6 protein-coding genes are annotated in these 22,938 nt (G+C 46.1%); 4 read left to right on the top strand and 2 right to left on the bottom strand.

The window, feature by feature from the left end:
- Nucleotides 1–30: 30 nt before the first annotated feature.
- From AB4496_RS05385 to AB4496_RS05370, 4 genes are all read left to right on the top strand, one after another.
- Nucleotides 31–1,581 carry a DHA2 family efflux MFS transporter permease subunit gene (locus AB4496_RS05385; RefSeq protein ID WP_032555013.1) on the top strand — a complete coding sequence of 517 codons (1,551 nt, stop codon included), beginning with the start codon at nucleotides 31–33 and terminating at the stop codon, nucleotides 1,579–1,581.
- Nucleotides 1,582–1,869: 288 nt separating this feature from the next.
- On the top strand, nucleotides 1,870–3,459 hold the full coding sequence (locus AB4496_RS05380) for a response regulator (protein ID WP_102257630.1): 1,590 nt from the start codon (nucleotides 1,870–1,872) through the stop codon (nucleotides 3,457–3,459).
- Nucleotides 3,453–3,785 carry an Hpt domain-containing protein gene (locus tag AB4496_RS05375; RefSeq protein ID WP_009844988.1) on the top strand — a complete coding sequence of 111 codons (333 nt, stop codon included), beginning with the start codon at nucleotides 3,453–3,455 and terminating at the stop codon, nucleotides 3,783–3,785. The genes AB4496_RS05380 and AB4496_RS05375 overlap by 7 nt, the downstream gene beginning before the upstream one ends.
- A gap of 394 nt (nucleotides 3,786–4,179) precedes the next feature.
- Complete coding sequence (locus AB4496_RS05370) at nucleotides 4,180–5,076, top strand: RNA polymerase sigma factor RpoD/SigA (RefSeq protein WP_017099449.1); 897 nt, start codon at nucleotides 4,180–4,182, stop codon at nucleotides 5,074–5,076.
- Nucleotides 5,077–5,261: 185 nt separating this feature from the next.
- Here the strand turns inward: AB4496_RS05370 and AB4496_RS05365 are convergent, their stop codons facing one another.
- A complete protein-coding gene (locus AB4496_RS05365) occupies nucleotides 5,262–5,615 on the bottom strand; it encodes a hypothetical protein (RefSeq protein WP_012600731.1) in 354 nt (117 codons plus the stop codon).
- 201 nt (nucleotides 5,616–5,816) lie between these two features.
- Nucleotides 5,817–22,938 (bottom strand): tandem-95 repeat protein (locus tag AB4496_RS05360; protein WP_372130667.1); only part of this gene is annotated, 17,122 nt, incomplete at its 5' end.

The following is a 22,938-nucleotide window of genomic DNA, read 5'->3' as shown; positions in this document are numbered from 1 at the left end:
GTAGCGACCATCGATAAACGAGGCTAGACCATGAGTAACACTGGTGTTGTCACCCAAACAAATGATGATGACGAGGTTTCGAGACGCCATTGGATCGCCCTTTTTGGCGGCTTAATCGGCGCGTTTATGGCGATCTTGGATATTCAGATCACCAACTCGTCTCTCAAAGACATTCAAGGTGCGCTGTCTGCCACCTTGGATGAAAGCTCGTGGATCTCTACGTCTTACCTAGTCGCAGAGATGATCGCTATCCCACTCAGTGGTTGGCTTTCTAAAGCGTTCGGTAAACGCCGTTATATCACGTGGACGACGGCCATCTTCACCATTTCATCTTTGCTGTGTTCATTCTCTTGGAATATGACCTCAATGATCGTGTTCCGAGCGATGCAAGGTTTTAGTGGTGGCGCTTTAATCCCGCTTGCTTTCTCGCTAGTGATTCAGCTTTTGCCTGTCAACAAGCGTGCCGTGGGTATGGCATTGTTCGGCGTAACGGCGACGTTTGCTCCGTCTATTGGCCCAACGTTTGGTGGCTGGTTAACAGAGAACTTCTCGTGGCACTATATTTTCTACATCAATATTCCGCCCGCTCTACTCGTGATCACCATGATCCGATATGGCTTAGACGATGAAAAGCTCGACCTTGGCACGCTGAAAAAAGCGGACTGGTTTGGTATCGCGACCATGGCGTTAGGGCTCGGTTGTTTGGAAGTCGTGCTAGAGGAAGGTAACCGTGAAGAGTGGTTCAGTTCGAGCTTCATCATAGGCTTGAGTATTGTGTCTGCAGTGAGCTTAGTTTACTTCGTGATAAACGAACTCCAACACAAAAAGCCATTGGTGAATTTGCGGCTATTGCGGGATGGGCAATTTGCTATGTCTTGTATCGCCTATTTGATTCTAGGGATGGCATTGCTCGGCTCTATCTATGTGCTGCCAATGTATCTCACTCAAATTCAGCAATACAATGCGATGGAGATTGGTGAAGTCTTGATGTGGATGGGTTTCCCACAGTTGTTGATATTCCCAATCGTTCCTAAGCTGACGCAAATCATTAAGCCTAAGTACTTAGTGACCTTTGGTTTCGCGATGTTTGGCTTCAGTTGTTACGTGAATACACATATGACGATTGATTTTGGTGGCCAACAGTTGATCTTGTCCATGGTTCTGCGCGCTATCGGTAGCCCGTTTATTATGGTTCCGCTGTCTTTGGTTGCGATGAAAAACATCAGCAAAATGGACACGCCTGACGCTTCGACCTTAACCAACGTAATGCGAAACCTAGGGGGTGCTTTTAGTATCGCGATTATTGCTACGTTGTTAGATAACAAAACGCGCGAGCATTTGGCGCATATCAAAGAGTCGCTGCCTTCAGTTAGCCAATTGGGTTGGCAAACGCTCAAAGATCAACAAGCGTTCTTTATTCAATCAGGAAGTGATGCCGCAACGGCGATGCAACAAGCGCAAGCTAGCCTACTTGGCACAATGCAACGTGACGCTGCCATTATGGCTTACAACGATGTGTTCTTAATGATGACGGCGTTCTTGGCTCTAGCTGCAGTATTGATTCTAAATATGCGTGATTAGCGCTAGAGTTTTGTTTAATAAAGCTTCAAGAAAAGAACAACATTTCGAATAAAAACTCGAACAATAAAACAGAGAGGTTAGCTTACCGGCTTGCCTCTTTTTTATTTCTAAAACACGTATAACCCAACGAAAATCAGGTAAAAGTAACCTGCGTTTGAAGTCTTTCATAAATGTTATCGAATACTCCTTAATTACCAATAGTTTATTGAGTGTTTGTCTGTGATATTGGCACCTTGACAATGTGCAACTTGACACCTAAATTAAAAATAACATTTGGTATTGAGGAAAATGGATTTGACCTTACCACCTGACCTACGAGTTTTAATTGTCGACGACTCCAAGAGTGCAACTATTCTTATAAAGCAGCAACTCTCGAGCTTGGGCATTGCACATGATTGCATCTTTATTGCGACCGACTATCGACAAGCAATTAAAGCGGTCGAGACTCACTCTTTTCATGTACTCCTCATCGATTACCACCTAGAGCAATTCTTCACGGGCTTTGAACTTTTGGGTATTCTGTATCGAAATAGGCTCATCGACCATACGGTTGCGACAATTTTACTCTCTGGAGATATGCGTCAAGAAACGGTATTAACTGCCCTGTCAGGCGAGGCACACCATTTCGTTTCTAAACCGATTCATACTCAGAGGTTAGGTAAAAAGATCCAAAGTGCTGTGTCCATCTCGAAGAAGCTGACACAACTGAACGAGTTATATCCGATCACCAGTCAGGATAAATTGGCTCAAGCATTAGCGGTCTCGCCTAATGGCACTAGCGTTCAATTCGAAGCGACACTGATTGAACATTTAATTTCAGGTAAGAATTGGCAATTGCTCTCTAGCGTCATTAACAACTCGAAAACCAACATGCACCCGACAAAACTGGTTGCTGAAGCTCTGATTCTCGACAGTTTAGGCAAACAGGATCTAGCCATAGATAAGCTCCACAACTTTCTGATCGCGCAGCCACTCTCATTGAGCGTCATTGATTGCTTAAGCTGTATCTACGAAAAACATAAGATGCTGCTTCCTGCTCTGAAATTAGCGATTCGTGCATTTGAGATGACACCAAGTATCAGCCATCGTGCAATCAGGGCGATTGACTTGGCTGAGAACGCAGACAACACACGTATGATCATAAAGTTAGGTGAGATGTATGCGACCCATATTTCAGCTGCTGACATTGATGTCATTCACTCCATTTGTGCGCACTTTAATTCGTTAAAAGCGACTTATCAGCGCGAGACGCAACTAAAGTACAAACGTATTTTGCTTGAGCACGCCAACCAATTCACCGAATTAGTAAACCTGAAACTTCCGGTAAAACAACAGCAGCAGGTTTTAGCCAGCCTTGCCCTGTTTCAGAGCAGTATCTTGCTGATCGAAAATAGCCCTCAGGTTGCCCACAAAAAAGTGATTAGAGCTTCAACGCTGTTAGCGAATAATTTCCACAGCCAACCAACTTACTTGCTCGCTCAACTATTACCACTGCTCGTCCATTTTGGGGAGTACTCTCTTTATCACTTAGCAGTGGAATGTCTAAAATCTCGTGGAGAAGCAGTAAACCACAAACTTGAGTCCAAAAATGTCGACCCTTCAACTTGTATAAACATTGAAAACTTTGGGTCAATACAGGAATTAAAAGACTATATTCACAGTTACCCATATTCAGTTGCCGCCAAACTTGACTATATATATGCCGTTCATAAAGCTCATATAGATGAAAAACTTAGCGACGACTATTTAAGAGAAATTTTACAGTTAGAACTTCCTCCAAAATGGAATCAATGGATTAGTGATTCATTAAGATCTGGTTTTTCGAGTAAGCCGCCTAGCCCATTTTCAACATACAGCCAACAGGAGTCTATATGCTAGATATCGATGCCTTAAATGCCTACTTAGATAATGACAGAGAAATAATCTTCGCTGTATTGTCTGTGTATCAAGAAGACCATGGCAATTCATTAGAAGAGATACAAGAACTGGTACAGCAACAAGATTGGGGCAAGCTTCATTTTATCGTACATACATTAAAAGGCATATTAGCCAGCTTCGGCGAAGAAACAGCTACAGCGGCCTTAGAAAGAGTCGAGCAAAACACATCCAATAAACTAGCACCTCAAACGGATGACCTTTCGGTTATCTACAGCGAAGTAAAAATCATCAATCAACAAATCGATGATGTGCTCAGCACTTATTAGTCGATAGAACTAAGAGTTACGTGGTGAAACTTAGTAGCCAAAGGAGTTGAGGTATTTGGAAACATTGAACCTCGACTCTTGTCATTTTCTCTCTCAATGATATAGCTAATCCACGCCTATAAATTCATGGTATTTATCTAGATAAGCTCAAACATAGCAACACTTTATAGACCTCCTACATACATGTCTTGAACAAAAAACCGTCACACTCGATGGGATGCAAAATAGTTAAATATTTGTAGATTTTTTTGTGACATAAACATACGAAATTGCATTTTATTTATTGGTAAAGAAGAAACTGTTACCTACACTTAAATGAAACCAAGTGTTATTCACCTGGTGACATAATAATAAAATAAATAAAACGTTCAGTCGGCTAGATAAGGACAAGGAAATGAACAATGACAATTTTGCTGCGTTTCAGGGGCTCACGAATGAAACTCCCATTAAAGAATCATTTTCAACTGCTACAGAACCTTATGCTCACTATCTAAAGGATATCGTGGGCATTGATCTGTTATCGCGTGAAGATGAATTGTATTACGCAAAGTTGAATCGTGCGGGTGACAAACATGCACGTGACATCATGATCGAATCGAATCTACGCCTCGTTGTAAAAATCGCAAAAAGTTATCTAAAACGCAAAGGCAACAACTTCACACTGCTCGACCTTATCGAAGAAGGGAATATTGGCTTAATCAAGGCCATCGATAAGTACGATCCAGAACCCGGCTATCGTTTTTCCACTTATGCTGTGTGGTGGATTCGCGAAAATATTGAAGCGGCCTTAATGAATAAAGGTCGTACCGTTCGCTTACCTGCTCATGTGTGTAAAGAAATTAATAGCCTTGCATCAAAGAAGCTCGATGTAAGCAAAAAAATGCGCAAAGAAATCTCGATCTCAGAATTATCGAATAGCTCAGGCGTAAAAGCTGAACGTGTCGATCAACTGGTTGCGTTAAGCGGGTTTATTGACGTAACAACGACGGTTGGTATCAGCCACGCACCACTTGTACTTGAACAGTGCGAAAGTGAATACATCCCCGATCCTCAACAAGACTGTGAAGACCAATCATTTACACATGCGCTAGAGCAGATCATAAACACACTGCCACCTAAATTGCAGAAGGTTCTTATTCACCGTTTTGGTTTCTTCGACAACAAGGTGAAAACACTGTCTGAGGTTGGACAAATGTTGGATGTGAATGTCTCTAATGAGCGAGTTAGACAGATGCAGAAAGAAGCGGTCGAGAGGATTCAAAAACGACTGAAATTTGATGGTTGGGTCTAAGTCGCACCTGTATAGAATTAGGTGAAAATAACGGTCAGTAAAAACTGTAACGTTAAGTAAAGAAAGAACCTTAAGGGTGAGCCTCAAAGCTTGCCCTTTTTGTTTGCCTACTTTCTTAGCAAACTTGAGTCATCATAAGCGCTCAAAACAAGCAATCATAGTCAGCGAACCCAGGCTGCGTTTAATCACCTTAACGAAGTGGCTCTTTCGCTGCGTAGAATGAGGTAATTAACATAGGTGGTTTCAAGGCAATCTTGTTCCCACAAAGATAGGATACGCTTAGTGGCAAAGTAATAGTCTTTGTTCCTCAATAACATGCCAACCGTGCGGCTAAGTTTCTCAAATCGAACTTGGTCGCTTGCCGCAATGTAATCGTCATCACTTTGAATAATGGGAGCCAAACCATCGGCAAACCAATTATTTAGAATTTCTCGCATCTCCAATTCAGACTCAGGAACATCCACACTCGACAACTCACGATGTTGAGGTGGTGGTACGATGTATTTCGACGCTTGTGGCGAACTGACATATCGATACATGTCGTCCCTCCTTTTAATTAACTCTTCTAATAATTAAGGACATTTTTATCTGTTCTCAAGTTTATTTAGCGAGACAAAAACAAATAAAAAAGCCACGCAAAGGCGACGCTGCATGGCTTTAACGAGGGCAACATCACGCTGCCCTGCCTACTTGTCGGTTTAGACTAAATGTCGGTTCAGACTAAAACCAAGCCCTCTCGATTAAATCGAGCTTTGGTCGAAGTCGTTGCCTTGATCGGTTCCAGTTTGAGAATCTGAATCGAAGCTTCCAGAGTCGTCCGTGAAGTCAACACCTTGATCTTGACCACCAGAACTTGTCCAATCGCTACCGCCGGATTCCATACCCGCCATGTCTGGTTGCTGCTCTTGAGTAGAACCTTGCATGGTGTATTGATCATCGACTTCAACGTCCACAGAGCCGCTTGCACCGTCTATTGAGCTACCCAATTCGTCATAACCTTGGAATTGGATCTCGCTAGTACCTTCGTAACCCTCAGGAAGTTCAACCGATACAGACTGCTCTAAGTTGCCGCTGATTGTGAAACTACCATCACCGTTATCCAATGCGTTACTCACAGTAGATCCCTCAGGTAAGCCCGACATTTCAGCATAATCAACCGATTCGTTACCACTCACCTCATCTGGAATCGAGATAGAGATAGTATCGCCCGGAGCCGCCGTTACATCAGCCACGCTGTCTTCAATTTCAGCATCCTGAGCTTGGTCATCAGCTTGTAGTGCGACTTCCACTTGCTGCTCTTCCGTTGCTTGAGCGGCTTGTGCTTGTGGTTCATCACTCTGTGCTGAGTCATCGGCTACTTGGATACTTAAGCTATGGCTCGACACCTCACCACCATCGTTAACGTCGACATTCATCGCTAAGTTGCCGTCAAAGTCTTCGTTTGGCCAGTAAGTCCACTCACCTTCGCCAGATTCAGCAAAGAAGCCTGCATCGTTCGCGTCTGCAACATCAACAACTTGTGCAGAATCGCTCACGCCTAACTCATCCACCAGCTGTGACTCGGTGATAGTTAGTGAACCATCATCAGCTAAGTCATAACCTTCACTCGCCGCTGCTTCATCGCCACCTTGAATATCCACATTGAAGAAGCTTTCGATGCGATTTTCGCCATCAGTCGCTATAAACCCAACTTGAACATCGCCGGTGTAGTCTTCAGCAGGTGTGAATTGATAGTTACCTTGGTTATCGCTCTCAATTACGCCTTGACCTTCCATCAAGCTCACTGACTCAATGCTCAAGCTATCGCCTTCTGCATCGGTCAGGTTCGCTAACATGTCTTCATCAGTGAACGACAAGGTTGCATCCGCCGCGATTTCCGTCGTCGTGATGCTGTTAACTTCTGGTGCTGCATTCTCTTGCGAGTCGCCTTCTTTCACGACTACGCCAGTTTGCTCATCATGAAGCACGCCATCTTTATCAACTACGTAAGCAATGTCTGCTTCGCCAGTGAAGCCTGGTGCTGGTGTGAACGTCCAAGTGCCATCGCCATTATCGACAATCTCACCTTGGCTGCGGTCAGCAAGATGAACCAGTTTCACTTCATCGTCGCTGTCAGCATCCACATTCTCAGCTAATCCGATTAGGTCATCAGCGGTTAGGATGATGGAATCACCCGCCACGGTTTCGAAGTCACCAGAATCGATGCCATCTTCAAACGCTTCTGGCTCATCTCCGTAATCAACCGTTGTTGCGCTTACGGTTACGAAGAACTCACCATGGAAGTCTTCAGGCGGCGTCATTTGAATGTTTGAGATATCCCAGTCGAACAGGTCGATGTATTGACCCGGCTCAGTGATCATCACGGTATTCACACCATCGGTTACCTCGAATCCAACAGGGAAACCTGTCATCACTAGGTTACTTAGCGTTTCTGAATCATCGACTAGTCCAACGTTCAGTCCCAAGTGACCCGTTTCATCTTCACCGAACACTAATGGACCGTCATGGTCAGTTGAAATAACCGCGCCATCTGCGACAGGACGTACGTACACTGGAACATCGAGAACCGTTTCGAATTCACCATCACTCACGACAACTTGTAGGTCAGAGACGCCTGCAAAGTCGCCTGTTGGTGTGAATGTCCAAGTACCATCACCGTTGTCTGTTACTTCACCACCATCTTCACCGTCTGCGGTAATAATGCGTGAAACAACAAGGTCAGCGGTATCAATGTCACCGAACAGGTTCATCAAGTCGCCAGCATCGAAGGTGAACGCGCCATCTTCGTTTGTGGTCATCATTGCGTTACCGACGTTAAACGGTGCGTCGTTAACAGGAATGACATCCACATTCAGCGACCCATCAACCACTTCTTCACCATCAGTTGCCTGATAACCCAGTTCTACTAAGCCATTGAAGTCTTGCGTAGTCACTAAGTGATACATGCCGTCTGGTTGCTGAGTTAAGGTTGCATTGGCTGGAGCACGAACCGTGATGCTTTCGATGCTGATCTCATCACCATCAAGGTCTGTGACTTGATCCGCGATGTAAGCCGGGTCAATCACCATGACTACATCTTCTTCGCCTTGCATCTCAATCATTGGTGCTTCAGGTGCATCGTTCACTGGCGTGACATCGATGTTGCCGTCGACTGAGATTGTCTCTTGGCCATCGCTAACGTTAAACGTCATTGGCACATCGCCATTGAAGTTTTCGTTTGGTGTAAATGACCAAGTACCATCTTCGTTGTCTAGCAACTCACCTAAGCTAGGGTCGATTTGTAGACCCGAAGCTGACAGCTCATCTGCGGTGTTATCGATGTCGGTAGCTTGAGCTAACAACATGTCTTGTGTGATAAGGATGGTGCTGTCTTCGGCTGTGGTTAGTTTCACATCCTCAGATTCAGGTCCATCGTTCACAGCCAGAACTTCGATTCCTGCCGTTGTTGTTGCAGTTGCACCGTCATCGTCGGTTACAACCACATCTAGGCTGATATCACCATTAAAGTTCTCGTTTGGCGTGAAGGTCACAGACCCATTATCGTTTTGAACCAAGGTGCCGTCAGAGCCTGAGTAAGTCACGCTTTCAAGCGACACTTCACCATCAACGTCAGAGCTATTAGCAATCAACTGCTCAGGGCTAATAGTAATCGTGCCATCTTCGTTCATTTGGTAAGACGTAGAACCCGCTACCGGCGCATCGTTAACATCCGTTACCGTCACACCAATATTGGCATCGACTGTCTCAGTGCCATCAGACACTGTGAAGCCAAGGTTTACATCGCCATTGAAGTTCTCGTTTGGAGCAAAGCTGTAAGTGCCATCACCGTTGTCAGTGAACACACCCTCTGCGCCCGTGTAAGACACATCCGTGATAGATAGGTCATCACCATCAATATCCGCAGCGCCTGCTAATAGGTCAGCGTCAGTGAAGGTTAACGTACCATCTTCCTCAACGGTAAAGCTCTGGTCAGCAGCCGTTGGTAAGTCGTTCACTGGGTTAACGGTTAGGTCGACGCCAGCTTGGACTGTCTCGATACCGTCTGAAACATCGAAGCTTAGGTCTATGTCGCCGTTGAAGTCAGCATCCGGAGTGATAGTAAATGAACCATCATCGTTCGCTGTTACGGTCGCATTGTCACCTGCAGATAGGTTGCTTGCGGTCAGTGCATCACCATCAACATCGGATGCGTTAGCCAGCAACTGCTCTTGAGATAGCGTAATTGAACCATCTTCATCAACCGAGTAAGCCACGTTTCCGGCCACTGGTGCGTCATTAACAGCAATGACTTCAATACCAGCGGTAGTCTGAGCCGTCGCACCGTCGTCATCAATAACCGTCACATCAAGGTTGATGTCGCCGTTAAAGTTTTCGTTTGGTGCGAACGTTACCGAACCATCTTCATTTTGAACCAAGATACCGTCTGCACCTGAGTAACTCACGCTATCAAGCGACACTTCACCGTCCACATCGGAGCTATTAGCAATCAACTGCTCAGGGCTCAATGTGATAGTGCCATCTTCGTTCATTTGGTAAGACGTTGTGCCTGCCACTGGTGCATCGTTAACGTCTGTTACCGTTACGTCGATATTTGCATCAACCGTCTCTGTACCGTCAGATACTGAGAAGTCCAGACTTACTTCACCGTTGAAGTTTTCGTTTGGAGCAAAGGTGTAAGTGCCATCGCCATTGTCGGTAAACACACCCTCTGCGCCAGTGTAAGACACATCAGCAACTGAAAGCTCATCACCATCAATATCAGAAGCACCCGCTAGCAGTTGCTCGTCTGTAAAGGTAAGTGAACCATCTTCTTCAATGGTGTAAGCGACATCTTCTACAACCGCGATGTCATTTACTGGATTCACAGTAAGCTCGGCCGTTGCCACAACCGTTTCAGTACCATCAGAAAGGTCGAAGCTTAGATCAATGTCGCCATTAAAGTCGGCATCCGGTGTGATAGTAAATGAACCATCATCGTTTGCCGTAACGGTCGCGTTATCACCTACGGTTAGGTTCGCCGCGGTAAGATCATCGCCGTCCACATCCGATGCTTGAGCAAGTAGCTGCTCTTGGCTTAACGTGATTGAACCATCTTCATCCACTGAATAAGCCAAGTCACTTGACACTGGCGCGTCGTTAACCGCGATAACTTCAATACCCGCAGTGGTTTCAGCCGTTGCACCCTCTTCATCAGCAACGGTGACATCTAGGCTGACATTGCCGTTAAAGTTTTCATTTGGTGCGAAGCTGTAAGTACCATCACCATTGTCAGTAAAGATACCGTCTGCGCCTGAGTAGGAAACGTCGCTAACGGATACATCACCTTCAATGTCTGAGCTGTTCGCAAGAAGCTGTGCTTCAGAGACGGTAATCACGTTATCTTCGTCAACGCTGTAGGTCGTTGAACCTGCAACCGGCAAGTCATTAACAGCAATGACGTCGATACCTGCGGTTGTTTCAGCGGTTGCGCCATCTTCATCCATAACAGAGACATCAAGACTGATGTCACCGTTAAAGTTTTCGTTTGGCGAGAAGGTGTAAGTACCATCACCATTATCAGTGAACACACCATCTGTGCCGCTGTAGCTGACATCGCTAACAAACACTTCCCCTTCAACATCTGAGCTGTTCGCCAGAAGTTGCGCATCGCTTAGGGTAATGCTGCCATCTTCTTCAACAGTGTAAGCGGTAGTTCCGGCAACCGGTACGTCATTAATTGGCACAACTTGAACATCAATATTCGCCGATACAACATCCGTACCATCACTAACATCGTAAGTTAGGTCGACACTGCCATTGAAGTTCTCGTTTGGAGCAAAGGTGTAAGTACCATCGCCGTTATCCGTAAACACACCTTCGGTGCCTTCGTAGTTAACAGATTCAACAGAAAGGTCGTCGCCATCGATATCCGTTGCACCAGCGAGTAACTGCTCATCAGTGAAGGTTAATGAGCCATCTTCATTGATGGTGTAGTCATGGTCGTAAATAACCGAAAGGTCATTAACTGCTGTTACGGTAACGTCAAGTTCCGCAGGTGTAACCCCTCCGTTGCCATCGTCCACGTTGTAGCTAATGGAGAATTCACCGTTGAAGTTCTCTTCCGGAGTAATGGTGTAAGTGCCGTCACCATTATCAGTGATAAGAGCGTTCTCAATTGAAACATCTCCAACACTTGGTTCATTACCACCCGTCTCACCAGAATCATCACCTTCATCGCCGGTTAGCAATTCAGAGATATCAATGCTGTTTTCATTCGCGAGCGCTTCTTCTGCCGTTGGCAAGTCGAATGCATTTTGAGTGCCTACGTCTTGGCTTGGAACAATAACGCCGTTCACGATATCGAATACATGCCAGTGGTCACCCGATGGGTTTTCAGATAAGTCCGGACTAAAGGTTTCAACCAATGTATCGCCAACAAACACCTGAACCTGTACATCTTCAACACCATCCACATCCCAACTTCTGCTGGTGTAGTTGTGTACTGAATAGTGCATATCAGCATCTTGATAATTTGGAATAGTGATGGTTTCAGGACCACCACCATTCGTGTCATCTACATCTTGCTGAACGACATTACCTTCACCCAAATCATGGCTCATGTCGCGATAGTAAATATGGTCTAGCTCGTTGCCATTTTCTGTATCGTAGAGCCATAGATGGTTGTCCATATCACGTGGGCTTTCACCCCATGTGACCACGATACGCATATCGGTTTCTTCAAGTACTTCAGATATTGCAGTTACGCCACCGTTGGTATCTTCACCAGCTGGAACTAGGAAGCTGCTAGTAATAGAGCCTTCTTGTTCAATAGTAACGGTACCTTGGTCAACAACAGGACCGCTCACAGAGTAGTTACCGGATTGATCCGTCACCGCCGTGTAAGAATGACCTACGTTGTCGGTTAGCGTGACATCCGCACCTGCGATTGGATTGCCAGTTTCAGCATCCAACACAGTACCGGTAACGGTCGTTTCATCGCCTTGCTCTCCGATAATTGCGGTCATGTCATCGTCTTCAATGTCAGTCGCGAATTGTAGGAGCTCTTCTTGAGTAATGGTGTATGAACCGTCTTCTTCAATGGTTATCGCCACATCAGCAGAAACAATTGGCGCGTCGTTCACTGGGTCAACGGTCAAGCCTAAGTTAGCGGCAATTGGTGTGTCGCCATCGCTGATGCTGTAGGCAACATCGATGTAGCCATTGAAGTTTTCGCTTGGAGTGATTGAGAACGTGCCATCGCCGTTATCGACAATCGTTGCATCGTCACCCACTAAGGTTAAGTCGGAAGCGACAAGGTCATCGCCCTCAATATCAGCGGCATTCGCAAGTAACTGCTCCTGCGTGATAGTGATGACATTATCTTCATCAACGTTCGCATAAACATCGTCGTTAGTTGGCAGGTCATTAACAGGGTTTACCGTCAGATCGGCGTTCGCCACAATCGACTCAGTGCCGTCCGAAATATCAAAGCTTAGGTCGATATCGCCATTGAAGTTCGCATCTGGCGTTACCGTAAAGGTGCCATCGCCATTATCAACAACGGTTGCATTATCACCTGCGCTTAAGTTGCTTGCGGTTAGGTCATCGCCATCCACATCAGATGCTTGAGATAGCAACTGCTCTTGAGTCAGAGTAATGGAACCATCTTCATCAATGCTGTATGCCAAGTCACCCGATACTGGTGGATCGTTAATTGGAAGAACATCAATGCTTGCCGTCGTGGCCGTCGTTGCACCATCCTCATCGGTCACCACCACATCGAGGCTAACATCGCCGTCGAAGTTTGCGTTCGGTGCAAAGCTGAATGTTCCATCGCCATTGTCAGTAAAGATGCCGTCAGCGCCTGTGTAGTTCACGCTATCAATCGCTACTTCACCTTCAATATCAGAAGAGTTCGCCAACAGTTGCTCTGCACTGATGGTGATAATTTCATCTTCGTTCACTGAGTAGCTGGTAGAACCTGCGATTGGCGGATCGTTCACCTCAAGTACGGTAATTCCAGCTGTGGCCGCTTCTGTTGCTCCTTCTTCATCGGTAACAACAACCGCTAAGCTCACATCACCATTGAAGTTCTCGTTTGGTGAGAAGGTGTAAGTGCCGTCACCGTTGTCTTCGAACACACCGTCACTGCCAGTGTAAGCCACGCTATCAATCGCAACCTCACCTTCAATGTCTGAAGAGTTGGCTAATAGCTGTTCGTTACTGATCGTGATTGAGTTGTCTTCATGCACAGTGTAAGACGTACCACCCGCCACTGGTGGATCGTTCTCTGGCGTCACACTCACATCAATGTTGGCTTGAACCGTATCTGTGCCATCTGACACATCAAAGCTGAAGTTCACATCACCATTGAAGTTCTCGTTTGGCGCAAAGCTGTAGCTTCCGTCGCCATTATCAGTAAGAACACCATCAGCACCCGTGTATGTCACACCTTCTACCGTCAGGTCATCACCTTCAACATCCGTTGCACCTGTTAACAGGTCAGCGTCAGTGAAGTTAAGAACCCCATCTTCACCAATAGTGAATGCTTGGTCTTGTGGCTCTGGCGCGTCATTGACTGGTGTTACCGTCAAGTCTAGGCCAGCAGCGACCATCTCTTCCCCATCGGTGACATCGTAACTAAATTCGATATTACCGTTGAAGTTTTCACTCGGTGTAATGGTGAAACTGCCATCGTCGTTCATTTGAACGGTCGCATTTTCATCATTGGTGGTTAGGTTGATTGCGGATAGATCATCACCATTAATGTCGACAGCGTGCTCTAGCAACTGTTCTTGAGTTAGCGTGATGCTGTTATCTTCGGCTGTAACGGCACTGATATCACCATCAACTTCTGGAGCATCGTTCGCTGGAGAGATATGAATCGTCACATCTTGCGTTGCCGTTGCGGTGGTGCCCGTATCAACATCAGTCGATGTCGCATTCACGGTTAGAACCACATCACCATTGAAGTCACCTGAAGGGATAAACTCTAGCCCTTCTAGCTCACCTGGTTGCAATGACCATGTGCCATCACCATTATCGGTACCTGCAGAAAGCGAACTTCCCTCTGGTACATCTTCAATCAAGATAGCGAGATTTTCTGAACCATCGGTATCGGTTAGCGCCGCATCAATATCCAGTGGTACTGGCGTATCTTCGGTACCAATAATTTGGTAATCCGCATCAGACACTGTGATTTCAATGTTATCGATGCCAAACGACTCATCACTCACACCTTGGTTCAAAGTTGAACCGAAGCCAAGTTCAAGTTGGCCATCTTCAACTGGTACCGTTAGGTTTATTTGGTGCGCTTGGTCATTCCAACCACTGAAACCCTCACCTTGCGATACGCCGTGAACGACTTCACCCACTTCATTGCCAGCTGAATCGTACAACGTTGTCGTGCCATCTTGAGTTTGGAACGCCGAGTTGTCTAACGAAGTAAGCTCTTCGCCGCCGACAAAGATTTGGAATGACTCACCATCCCAAGAATCAATTTCATAGAAGCTAAACGAAATATTAACTTCGCTCACATCACTTGGAATGTCGTAAGTTTTGCTGACTGCTTCATCGCCACCAGTGCCACCAATACGACCTAGCATGTCTCCTGATTCGAAGCCTTGTGAGCTTTCAGTGCCTGTATTCCAGCCGTTCGAGCCAGACTCGAAGTTGTCTGAAGCAATCACCAAGTCAGACGCAATAGACAGCTCTGGCATATCAACCACAGATTGAACATCAATCATCGCTTCTGCTGGTACTATCGCTGTGCCGTCATTCACATCGAAGGTCACATTCACATTACCATCGAAGTTTTCATTCGGTGCGAATGTGTAAGTACCGTCGCCGTTATCAACCAAAGTACCGCTATCTGAAGCCACATTTTCAACCGATAGGTTATCGCCATCAATGTCGCCCGCATTTTGCAGCAGTTGCTCTTCTGTGAAGGTAAAGCTGGTGTCTTCTTGAGTCACAAATTGTGGCTCACCGACTGTTGGCAAGTCATTAACTGGGTTAACCGTTAGGTCAGCTGTTGCTTGAAGCGTCGCATCACCATCGGTAATGTCGAAGTTCAAATCAATGTCGCCATTGAAGTTAGCATCTGGCGTGATAGTGAAACTACCATCATCGTTTGCAGTAACTGTCGCATCACCACCAACGGTTAGGTTAGCCGCTGTTAAGTCATCGCCGTCAACATCGCTCGCTTGAGCAAGTAATTGCTCTTGGCTCAAGGTAATTGAACCATCTTCGTCCACGCTGTACGCCAAATCGCCCGATACCGGAGCATCGTTAACAGGAAGAACATCAATGCTTGCGTTGGTCGCTACAGTTGCACCATCTTCATCAGTAACGACAACATCAAGGCTGACATCACCGTCGAAGTTCGCGTTTGGTGCGAAGCTGAATGTTCCATCGCCATTGTCAGTATAGATGCCGTCAGCGCCTGTGTAGTTAACGCTATCAATCGCCACTTCACCTTCGATATCAGAAGCATTCGCCAACAGTTGATCTGAACTGATGGTGATAACTTCGTCTTCGTTCACTGAGTAGCTGGTTGAACCCGCAATTGGCGGATCATTCACCTCAAGTACCGTAATACCCGCGGTTGTCGCTTCTGTTGCACCCTCTTCATCGGTAACGACAACATCTAGGCTAACTTCACCGTTGAAGTTTTCGTTTGGTGAGAAGGTGTAAGTACCGTCACCGTTGTCTTCAAAGACACCATCAGCGCCAGTGTAAGTCACGCTATCAACGGCAACATCACCTTCAATATCCGAAGAGTTAGCTAGAAGTTGCTCATCGCTGATGGTAATTGAGTTGTCTTCATGAACTATGTAAGACGTGCTACCCGCAACAGGCGGATCGTTCTCTGGTGTCACGCTGACATCAATGTTGGCTTGAACCGTATCCGTGCCATCTGACACATCAAAACTGAAGTTCACATCACCATTGAAGTTCTCGTTTGGCGCAAAGCTGTAGCTTCCGTCGCCATTGTCAGTAAGAACACCGTCGGCACCTGTGTAAGTCACGCCTTCAACCGATAGGTCATCCCCATCGATATCGGTAGCACCTGTTAGCAAGTCTTCATCTGTGAAGTTCAAGATGCCGTCTTCGCCAATGCTGAACGTTTGATCTTGTGGTTGTGGAAGGTCATTAACTGGATTAACGGTGAGGTCAGCCGTCGCAACCAGCGTATCGGTACCGTCGCTAATGTCGAACGTTAGATCAATGTCGCCATTGAAGTTCGCATCTGGCGTAATGGTAAAGCTACCATCATCGTTAGAAACAACTGTCGCGTCTCCATCAACAATTAAGTTAGAAGCAGTAAGGTCGTCTCCGTCTACATCGCTAGCTTGAGAAAGAAGTTGCTCTTGGCTCAAGGTAATCGAACCGTCTTCCTCAACGCTGTATGCCAAGTCTCCTGATACTGGAACATCATTGATTGGTAGGACATCAACCGTAATATGAGTATCAACTTGAGCGCCGTCTTCATCTTGAATGGTCACATCCAATTGCACTTGGCCGTTGAAGTTTTCATTCGGTGCAAAGCTACATGTGCCGTCACCATTGATTGAGAAGATTCCGTCTGGGCCGTCGTAGTTGATCTCAACAAGTTGTACGTCACCTTCAATATCAGAGGCGTTCAGCAGAACTTGAGACTCATTAAAGGTCAGTACCGAGTCTTCATCGATAGTGTAAGACGTTGGGCCAGCAACTGGCGGATCGTTCACTTCTAGAACCGTAATGCCCGCAGTCGTCGATACGACTGCATCGTCTTCATCTACAACAACCACATCTAGGCTAACTTCGCCATTAAAGTTCTCGTTTGGAGAGAAGGTGTATGTACCGTTACCGTTGATTTCAAGCACACCATCACTGCCACTATAGGTAACACTATCAATCGCCACTTCCCCTTCAATATCTGAAGAGTTCGCTAACAATTGTTCGTTGCTGATCGTGATGGAATTGTCTTCATGAACCGTGTAAGACGTGCTACCCGCGACAGGTGGATCATTCTCTGGCGTCACGCTGACATCAATGTTAGCGGTTACCGTATCGGTACCATCTGATACATTGAACGAGAAGTTTACATCGCCATTGAAGTTTTCGTTTGGCGCGAAGCTGTATGTACCATCGCCATTATCGGTTAGAACACCATCTGCGCCAGTGTAAGTCACACCTTCAACGCTTAGGTCGTCCCCTTCAATGTCCGTCGCACCCGTTAATAGGTCTTGGTCATTGAACGTTAACACGCCATCTTCACCGACTGTGAATGCTTGGTCTTGTGCTTCTGGACCATCGTTCACTGGTGAAACTGTTAGCTCTAGGTTGGTAGAGACAACATCATCGCCATCAGACACATCAAACGTAAAGCTAACATCGCCATTGAAGTCAGCATCTGGCGTTAATGTGTAAGTACCATCCCCGTTATCTGTGATAGTTACGCTGTCGTCATCAGTCGCTAAGTTAAGCGCTGTTAGTTGGTCGCCATCTAAATCACGAGCATTAGCTAGCAAGTCTTCTTGCGTAATGATGATAGAACCATCTTCTTCCACTGTTGCTGCAACAGGAAGTGCTTCAGGTGCATGCTCAATGTGTGCGCCTGTCGCGTTAATGTAAATGGTTTGGGAAACCGTTTCAGAATCATCATTCGATAACTCTGTCGCAGTTGCGGTTACATGAACTTCAAGCTGCTCATTGAAGTCTTCTGGTAACTGGATCTGTAGCGCATTTTCGATAGCCGTTGTTGGTAAGTTCACCGTACCATCAGGACCAACCGTCACTTCACCACTGTAGATTTGGCTGTTCACTTCACCCACATCGATTGTGAAGTTGAAGTCTGAATAGTCAGCATCACCGCCGCCATACAAATCTTCAAATCCGTAAACGAGCTCGCCATCTTCATTAACAGTGGTACGCGTATGTTCGATACCATCTTGGTTTAGTTGAGCGCTTGAACCACCATGGAAGATCGCGTCACCATTCTGCCCTTGAACTACAGTTTCAGTGCCATCGGCAGCAACAAATACAAGTTGAGGATCAACCGTATCCATTTTCGCAGGTGAACCATCCTCAGCACGGAACTCGTACTGACCGTCTTGCATCGCGTCAAAGTCATTGTGCTGATGTCCGTTTGGAATCAAGAACAGATTGAAACTTTCACCTTCTTCAACTTGGAAGCTGAACTGGTCTTGTCCTGGAACAAGGTCACCGCCGCCGCCAAATTGTGACGCGTTTTCGTAAACAACCTCAACACCCGTGATATTACCGTCTTCATCGACTTTGTAGTAACCCGCTGCGTTTTGGTAACCTGCCGTTTCACCTTCAAACGTTACTGTAATTTCAGTGTCGTTGTAACTGGTGATGCCGTTCTCTTGGTCATTCAGAACGCCTTCGTTATCGTATTGAATAACCGAACCTTCTGGCACACCATCAACCGTTACGGTAAGTGTTTCAGACAAGTCTTGATCGACAAGCGCCGCTGCAATGTTCAGTTCAACAATGCCGCCTGGCTCAACCAGAATTGCTTCATCATCAACGTTAACGCCGTCGCCATCGGTTATCACAAGATCCGGTGCATCCGCGACCGCTTCAATATGAACGCTAATGTCTTGTTCTACCTCATCAGTGCCGTCGGTAACCGTAAAGCTGAACTGCAGGTCACCACTAAAGTGTTCTTCAGGAACGAAGCTAAACGTGCCATCACCGTTATCGGTTACCGTGCCTTCATCACCAGAGTAATTGATGCTGGTAACGCTAAGGTCATCGCCATCAATATCAATCGCACCGCTCAATAGATCTTCTTGAGTGAACAGGATGCTGCCATCCTCTTCGATGTGGTACATGCCTGGGGCAACAATTGGAATGTCATTCACCGGATTCACGGTCAATGTCATGTCATTGGCGGTACTTAGCTCACCATCACTCACTTCATAGGTGAATGCGATATCACCATTGAAATTTTCCGAAGGTGTTACTGTGTAAGTACCATCGCCATTGTCTACGATACTTGCATTCGGATCGTTGGTTTCTAGCGCGCTAGCAAACAGTTCATCACCATCTTGGTCACTCGCGTTCTCCAGCAACATCGCTTGTGTAACGAGAATTGAACCATCTTCGTCGACATCCGCAACCATTGGTGTTACTTCTGGTGCATCATTAGCGAACTCAACTTTTAGGTCGATGTTTGCAGCCACCACGTCGGTGCCGTCACTCACATCAAACGTTAAGTCAACATTGCCGAAGAAACCCTGCTCTGGCGTTAATGTGTATGTGCCATCACCATTGTCTGTCACATCTACCGTATCACTCGCACTTGTCACGTTCAGTACAGAAAGCTCATCACCTTCAACATCTGTCGCTTGTGCTAGTAGTTCAGCTTCTGTAATGGTGATCGCTTGACCGTCTTCCGTAGTGAAAGACATGTCTGGAACGTCTGGTGCATCATTGATAGGGTTTACGGTTAGGTTAAGGTCAGCTGCAACAGTTTCGATCGCGTCAGTGACATCGTAAGTAAATTCAATCTCACCAAAGAAATCAGCACTTGGTGTAATCGTGAAGCTACCGTCTGGGTTTTCTACAACAACCGCATTTGGATCGTTGGTCGCAAAGTTAACCGCTTCAAGGTTATCGCCATCGACATCCGTTGCATTCGCTAACAGATCCTCTTGAGTGATAGTGATTGAACCATCTTCATCAACAGCGGCTTCAATTGGGCCGCTCACTTCAGGGCCTTCGTTGACAATTTCAACGTCTACTCTTGCAGTACTTGGTGCACTGGCTTGACCGTCACTGATATCGAAGGTCAGATTCACTTCACCGTAGAAGTCCTCTGCAGGTTCGAATGTGAAAGTATTGTCTCCATTGTCTGTTAATGTACCTTGTGATTGGTCAACAAGCAGTAGATTCTCAACATGCAGGATATCGCCATCAACATCGGTCGCGCCAGACAATAGGTCTTTCGCTTCGATGATCATAGAGCCGTTTTCAAGCATTTGGGTGTGCAATGGCTCGCCCGGAACTGGCACATCATTAACAGGTACAACGGTCAGATCTAGATGGGTTGCAACTTCATCGGTACCATCGAATACCTTGTAATCAATGTCGATTTCACCATTGAAGTTTTCATTCGGCATGAAGGTAAATGTACCATCACCATTGTCGACTAAATCACCGTCATCACCACCGTAAGTGATGTCAGAAATAGACAGCGCATCACCTTCTACATCTGTGGTGTTCGCCAGTAAATCATCAGCACTGAACGCAATACCTTGGTCTTCGTCTGTCGATAGAACCATTGGACCAGAAACGATTGGCGCATCATTCACTGACTCAAAGTTGATGTTAATTATGTTGTCATCAGTCAGTTCACCATCAGAAACTTGGTAACCCAGCTCAATTTCACCGTAGAAGTTTTCATCTGGTGTCACCGTCCAAGTACCATCACCGTTGTCAATCAGTGTTGCATGCTCTGAGTTTTCACCCACCAGCTCAAGATTTTGAATATCAAGGTCGTCACCATCAATATCTGATGCTTGTGCCAGTAACTGTTCTTCTGTAATCACAACAGAAGCAAATTGAGCAGAACCTTCAGTATCGATAGTGATATTAGGAAGATCAGCCGTTAGCTCAATTTCGTTGTCACCCGCGTGGATGTTCAACTCAACCGTTTCGGTAATTTCTGAACCGTCTACACCAATCGATGTGAACACGGCTTCATCATGACAAGTTTGTGACACGGTCATGTTTTGAACAACATAAGTACCATTTCCTTGAACTGTACCGAGTTCAAAGTAAGACACTGGTTGGTCAACCGTTAACGTGTAGTCTGTCTCGAAAGTACCACGGTCTTCTTTGTGGTAAGTCATCGAGTCAATTAGGTCACCGTCCTCATTGAACGCTTTGATTTCTACTTCCGTAAAGTGACGCGATTCTTCCATGAACCAACCACCTAAACCATCTAGGTGGAAACTGATTTCATTGATGTCTTGACCTTCAACTGAAATAGTCAGTTTTTCATCACCACTCAACCCTTGGCGATCGGTATCACCAAGGCCGTGACCTATGTGGGTGTTACCATTCCAAGCACCAAGCGGATCATCGTTACTTTGAACCGTAACCGTTAAATCACCATCCGAGAACTCACGAGTGTAAGGGTCAACTTCTGTACCCCAATCGTCTACGCTAGCGTTATCGTCGAAGGTACCAATTTGCGTAGTATGTGTGCCTTCAGCAAGAGCCCCCTCACTTGGAACAAAGCGTACTTCTGTATCAGCCGGTACTTCTTGCCCTACTTCCAGCACCACCCACTCATCATTAACATTCGCTTCAATGATGCCGTTTTCTGGCGCTTGGTCTAAACGTAGTGCAGGTTCTTCACGAAGCGTCACACCAACCGTTTGATCTTCTTGCGCTTGGATGAAGATCTCTTCGCCCGCTTCTGGCGCATCATTAACTGGATTAACCGTTAGATCGAGAGTGGTCAGAACTTCATTGTCACCATCATTGATGCTGTATGTGAAGTCCAACTCGCCATTGAAGTTTTCTGTGTGCGTGATGGTGAATGAACCATCGTCATTAGCAACAATTGTCGCGTCAGGGTCGTTGGTTTGCAGGTTAGACGCCGTTAACTCATCACCCTCAACGTCAGTAGCATTTGCAAGCAGCTGCTCTTGAGTAATAGTGATTGAATTATCTTCGTCGACTTCTGCTTCAATACCGGACGTTTCAGGGCCGTCATTGACAGCAATGACATCAATGCCCGCTGTCGTTGTCGCCGTTGCACCGTCTTCGTCAACGACGACAACATCTAGTGAGATGTCTCCGTCGAAGTTTTCATTTGGCGTGAAGGTGTAGGTGCCATTACCGTTATCAACGAACGAACCATCGTCACCAGCGTAAGTAACGCTCGATAGAGCAACATCACCCTCTACATCTGAAGAGTTCGCTAATAACTGTTCATCACTGATCGTGATTTGGCCATCTTCTTGAACTGTATAAGCTGTCGAGCCCGCTACAGGAGGATCGTTCTCCGGCGTTACACTTACATCAATAACAGCTGATGTTGAATCAGTACCGTCAGAGACATCGAACGAGAATTGAACATCACCATTGAAGTTCTCGTTTGGAGCAAAGCTGTATGTGCCGTCGCCATTATCGCTAAGAACACCATCTGCACCTGTGTAGAGCACGTTTTCAATCGACAGTTCATCACCGTCAATATCCGACGCGCCTGCAAGCAGATCAGCATCGGTGAAGAGTAACGTACCGTCTTCTTCAATCGTGAACTCTTGATCTTCCGCTTGTGGCAGGTCATTAACCGGATTCACAGTAACGTCTAGGCCAACTTGAACTGAACCACCATCGTTATCGATGATATCGAAGTTCAGATCTAGGTCACCGTTGTAGTCTGCGTTCGGTGTGATGGTGTAGCTGCCATCATCATTATGTTGGATGGTCGCATTTTCATCAGTAGATAGATTGATAGCTTCTAAGTTGTCGCTATCAATATCACCTGCTCTTGCTAGCAATTGCTCTTGGCTTAGCGTGATGGAGCTATCTTCATTGATGGTGTAAGCCAAATCACCCGATACTGGCGCATCATTGATTGGCAATACATCAACGTTAATGTGTGTTTCAACCGTTGCGCCATCTTCATCTTGAATGGTCACACCCAGTTGAACCTGACCATTAAAGTTTTCATTTGGTGCAAAGCTGCATGTACCATCACCATTTACAGTGAAGATACCGTCAGAGCCATCGTAGTTAATGCCAACAAGTTCTACATCGCCTTCGATATCCGAAGCATTCACAAGAATCTGAGATTCACTGAACGTCAGAACCGAATCTTCGTCAATGGTGTATGACGTTGGACCCGCAACC

It is taken from the genome of Vibrio sp. 10N.222.46.A1 (assembly GCF_041473595.1).
GTDB classification, from domain to species: domain Bacteria; phylum Pseudomonadota; class Gammaproteobacteria; order Enterobacterales; family Vibrionaceae; genus Vibrio; species Vibrio tasmaniensis_A.
This window is presented reverse-complemented; position numbering and strand designations above follow the sequence as displayed.

Coding starts and splice junctions, on each gene's coding strand:
- AB4496_RS05370 (WP_017099449.1), top strand. CDS start 4,180: ATGAACAATGACAATTTTGCTGCGTTTCAGGGGCTCACGAATGAAACT.
- AB4496_RS05365 (WP_012600731.1), bottom strand. CDS start 5,615: ATGTATCGATATGTCAGTTCGCCACAAGCGTCGAAATACATCGTACCA.
- AB4496_RS05385 (WP_032555013.1), top strand. CDS start 31: ATGAGTAACACTGGTGTTGTCACCCAAACAAATGATGATGACGAGGTT.
- AB4496_RS05375 (WP_009844988.1), top strand. CDS start 3,453: ATGCTAGATATCGATGCCTTAAATGCCTACTTAGATAATGACAGAGAA.
- AB4496_RS05380 (WP_102257630.1), top strand. CDS start 1,870: ATGGATTTGACCTTACCACCTGACCTACGAGTTTTAATTGTCGACGAC.